The 3,493-nt window shown below is 52.2% G+C and carries 1 tRNA gene and 2 rRNA genes (1 of these 3 cut by a window edge); all 3 read left to right on the forward strand.

The features are described 5' to 3' along the window. Positions 1-20: 20 nt before the first annotated feature. A 16S ribosomal RNA gene (locus K4A83_RS21910) occupies positions 21-1,509 on the forward strand. 117 nt (positions 1,510-1,626) lie between these two features. Continuing rightward, positions 1,627-1,703 (forward strand) — tRNA-Ile (locus K4A83_RS21915). A 179-nt stretch (positions 1,704-1,882) separates the two neighbouring features. Continuing rightward, a 23S ribosomal RNA gene (locus K4A83_RS21920) occupies positions 1,883-3,493 on the forward strand; it runs 1,385 nt beyond the window's last position. The 16S and 23S rRNA genes sit together here with 1 tRNA gene alongside, the layout of an rRNA operon.

Raw genomic sequence — 3,493 nt, forward strand, 5'->3', positions numbered from 1 at the left:
AAAAAAACATCTAGAGAGCCAAAATGGAGAGTTTGATCCTGGCTCAGGATGAACGCTGGCGGTATGCTTAACACATGCAAGTCGAACGGACTCTTCGGAGTTAGTGGCGGACGGGTGAGTAAAGCGTGAGAATCTGCCTCTAGGTCGGGGACAACAGTTGGAAACGACTGCTAATCCCGGATGAGCCTGCGGGTAAAAGATTAATTGCCTAGAGAGGAGCTCGCGTCTGATTAGCTAGTTGGTGAGGTAAAGGCTCACCAAGGCGACGATCAGTAGCTGTTCTGAGAGGAAGAACAGCCACACTGGGACTGAGACACGGCCCAGACTCCTACGGGAGGCAGCAGTGGGGAATTTTCCGCAATGGGCGAAAGCCTGACGGAGCAATACCGCGTGAGGGAAGAAGGCCTTTGGGTCGTAAACCTCTTTTCTCAGGGAAGAAGTTCTGACGGTACCTGAGGAAAAAGCCTCGGCTAACTCCGTGCCAGCAGCCGCGGTAATACGGAGGAGGCAAGCGTTATCCGGAATTATTGGGCGTAAAGCGTCCGTAGGTGGCCTTTCAAGTCTGCGGTTAAAAACCAGAGCTCAACTCTGGGGGGGCCGTGGAAACTGAGAAGCTAGAGTACAGTAGGGGTAGAGGGAATTCCCAGTGTAGCGGTGAAATGCGTAGAGATTGGGAAGAACACCGGTGGCGAAAGCGCTCTACTGGGCTTGTACTGACACTGAGGGACGAAAGCTAGGGGAGCAAAAGGGATTAGATACCCCTGTAGTCCTAGCCGTAAACGATGGAAACTAGGCGTAGCCTGTATCAACTCAGGCTGTGCCGAAGCTAACGCGTTAAGTTTCCCGCCTGGGGAGTACGCACGCAAGTGTGAAACTCAAAGGAATTGACGGGGGCCCGCACAAGCGGTGGAGTATGTGGTTTAATTCGATGCAACGCGAAGAACCTTACCAGGGCTTGACATCCCGCGAATCCTGCCGAAAGGTGGGAGTGCCTAAGGGAACGCGGAGACAGGTGGTGCATGGCTGTCGTCAGCTCGTGTCGTGAGATGTTGGGTTAAGTCCCGCAACGAGCGCAACCCTCGTCCTTAGTTGCCATCATTAAGTTGGGAACTCTAGGGAGACTGCCGGGGACAACTCGGAGGAAGGTGGGGATGACGTCAAGTCAGCATGCCCCTTACGTCCTGGGCTACACACGTACTACAATGGTTGAGACAAAGGGCAGCGAACTCGCAAGAGCCAGCGAATCCCAGCAAACTCAGCCCCAGTTCAGATTGCAGGCTGCAACTCGCCTGCATGAAGTAGGAATCGCTAGTAATCGCCGGTCAGCATACGGCGGTGAATCCGTTCCCGGGCCTTGTACACACCGCCCGTCACACCATGGAAGCTGGCAACATCCGAAGTCGTTACTCCAACCGTTCGCGGAGGAGGGCGCCGAAGGTGGGGCTAGTGACTGGGGTGAAGTCGTAACAAGGTAGCCGTACCGGAAGGTGTGGCTGGATCACCTCCTTTAAAGGGAGACCTGTTGAATGGAGTGAAAACCCAAGAAAATCCATTCAAATCCAAGCAGGTCAAGACAGGGGGACTAAACTTTCAAACTATTAGATGGGGTTCACCTATCAAAGAAAAGGGCTATTAGCTCAGGTGGTTAGAGCGCACCCCTGATAAGGGTGAGGTCCCTGGTTCGAGTCCAGGATGGCCCACCACCCCGAAAAAAGAGACCCAGCAATTGAGTGACTCAACCTGCTGGATTCTCGAATCCAGTCCAGAACCTTGAAAACTGCATAGAAGAAAAAAGAGCAACTCAAAATAGAGAAAGCTTGAATCAATCGCAAGAGAGAAGAGAGCGAGAAACTATGAGTAGGGAGCTCACAGACAATCAAGAGGTCAAGATAGAAAGAGCTAACGGCGGATCCCTTGGCACACAGAGGCGAAGAAGGACGTAGCGACCGACGAAACACTCCGGGGAGCAGGAAGCAGGCATTGAGCCGGAGGTATCCGAATGGGGCAACCCAAAAACGGCTGGTTGAATCCATAGACCAGCACGAGCGAACCTGGCGAACTGAAACATCTTAGTAGCCAGAGGAAAAGAAAGCAAAAGCGATTCCCCAAGTAGCGGCGAGCGAAAAGGGACAAGCCTAAACCCTCGGTTTTAATCGAGGGGGTAGTGGGACAACCAAAACGACCGTGGAAATTAGACGAAGGAGTTGAAAGCTCCACCAGAGAAGGTGAAAGTCCTGTAGTCGAAAATGGAAAGGGCGAGGTTGAATCCCGAGTAGTCCGGGGCACGTGAAATCCCGGGTGAATCAGCCAGGACCACCTGGTAAGGCTAAATACTCCTGTGTGACCGATAGCGAACCAGTACCGCGAGGGAAAAGTGAAAAGAACCCCGATGAGGGGAGTGAAAGAGAACGTGAAACCGTTAGCTTACAAGCAATGGAAGGACGATTAAACGTCTGACCGTGTGCCTGTTGAAGAATGAGCCGGCGACTAACAGGTTATGGCAGGTTAAGGCGGAAAAAGCCGAAGCCCAAGCGAAAGCGAGTCCGAAAAGGGCGAATAAGTCATAATTTGTTGACCCGAACCTGGGTGATCTAACCATGTCCAGGATGAAGCTTAGGTAAAACTAAGTGGAGGTCCGAACCGACCAATGTTGAAAAATTGGCGGATGAGGTGTGGTTAGGGGTGAAATGCCAATCGAACCCAGAGCTAGCTGGTTCTCCCCGAAATGCGTTGAGGCGCAGCGGTTAAGAGAAAACTTGAGGGGTAAAGCACTGCTTCGCTGCGGGCTGCGAGAGCGGTACCAAAGGGAGGCAAACTCAGAATACTCAAGTGAACTTAACCAGTGAGACGGTGGGGGATAAGCTTCATCGTCGAAAGGGAAACAGCCCAGACCACCAGCTAAGGTCCCCAAATGGTGACTAAGTGAGAAAGGAGGTGGGAGTGCATAGACAACCAGGAGGTTTGCCTAGAAGTAGCCATCCTTAAAAGAGTGTGTAATAACTCACTGGTCAAGCGCTCCTGCGCCGAAAATGAACGGGGCTAAGTCACTTACCGAAGCTGTGGACTTACTGTAATACTACATAAGTGGTAGGGGAGCGTTCTGTATTGGGAGAAGCATTAGCGGCAAGCAGATGTGGACAGTACAGAAGTGAGAATGTCGGCTTGAGTAGCGAAAATAGGTGTGAGAATCACCTACCCCGAAACCCTAAGGGTTCCTCCGCAAGGCTCGTCCACGGAGGGTAAGTCAGGACCTAAGGCGAGGCTGAAAAGCGTAGTCGATGGACAACGGGTTAACAATCCCGTACCGTTAAAGAATAGGAACTGGGGGACGGAGAAGGTTAAGACCAGCCAGGGGATGGAAGTCCTGGTGCAACTGAACGAGGTGTTGAGGTTGGGAGAAAACCGACTGAGCTGAGTCAGGAGTCCGAGTGGCTAAGGCCGCGAAGTGGAAACTAATCATGCTTCCTAGAAAAGCCCAAAATTCCGTTTAAAG

Origin of the sequence: Spirulina subsalsa FACHB-351 (genome assembly GCF_026130165.1) — a bacterium.
Taxonomy (GTDB): domain Bacteria; phylum Cyanobacteriota; class Cyanobacteriia; order Cyanobacteriales; family Spirulinaceae; genus Spirulina_A; species Spirulina_A subsalsa_A.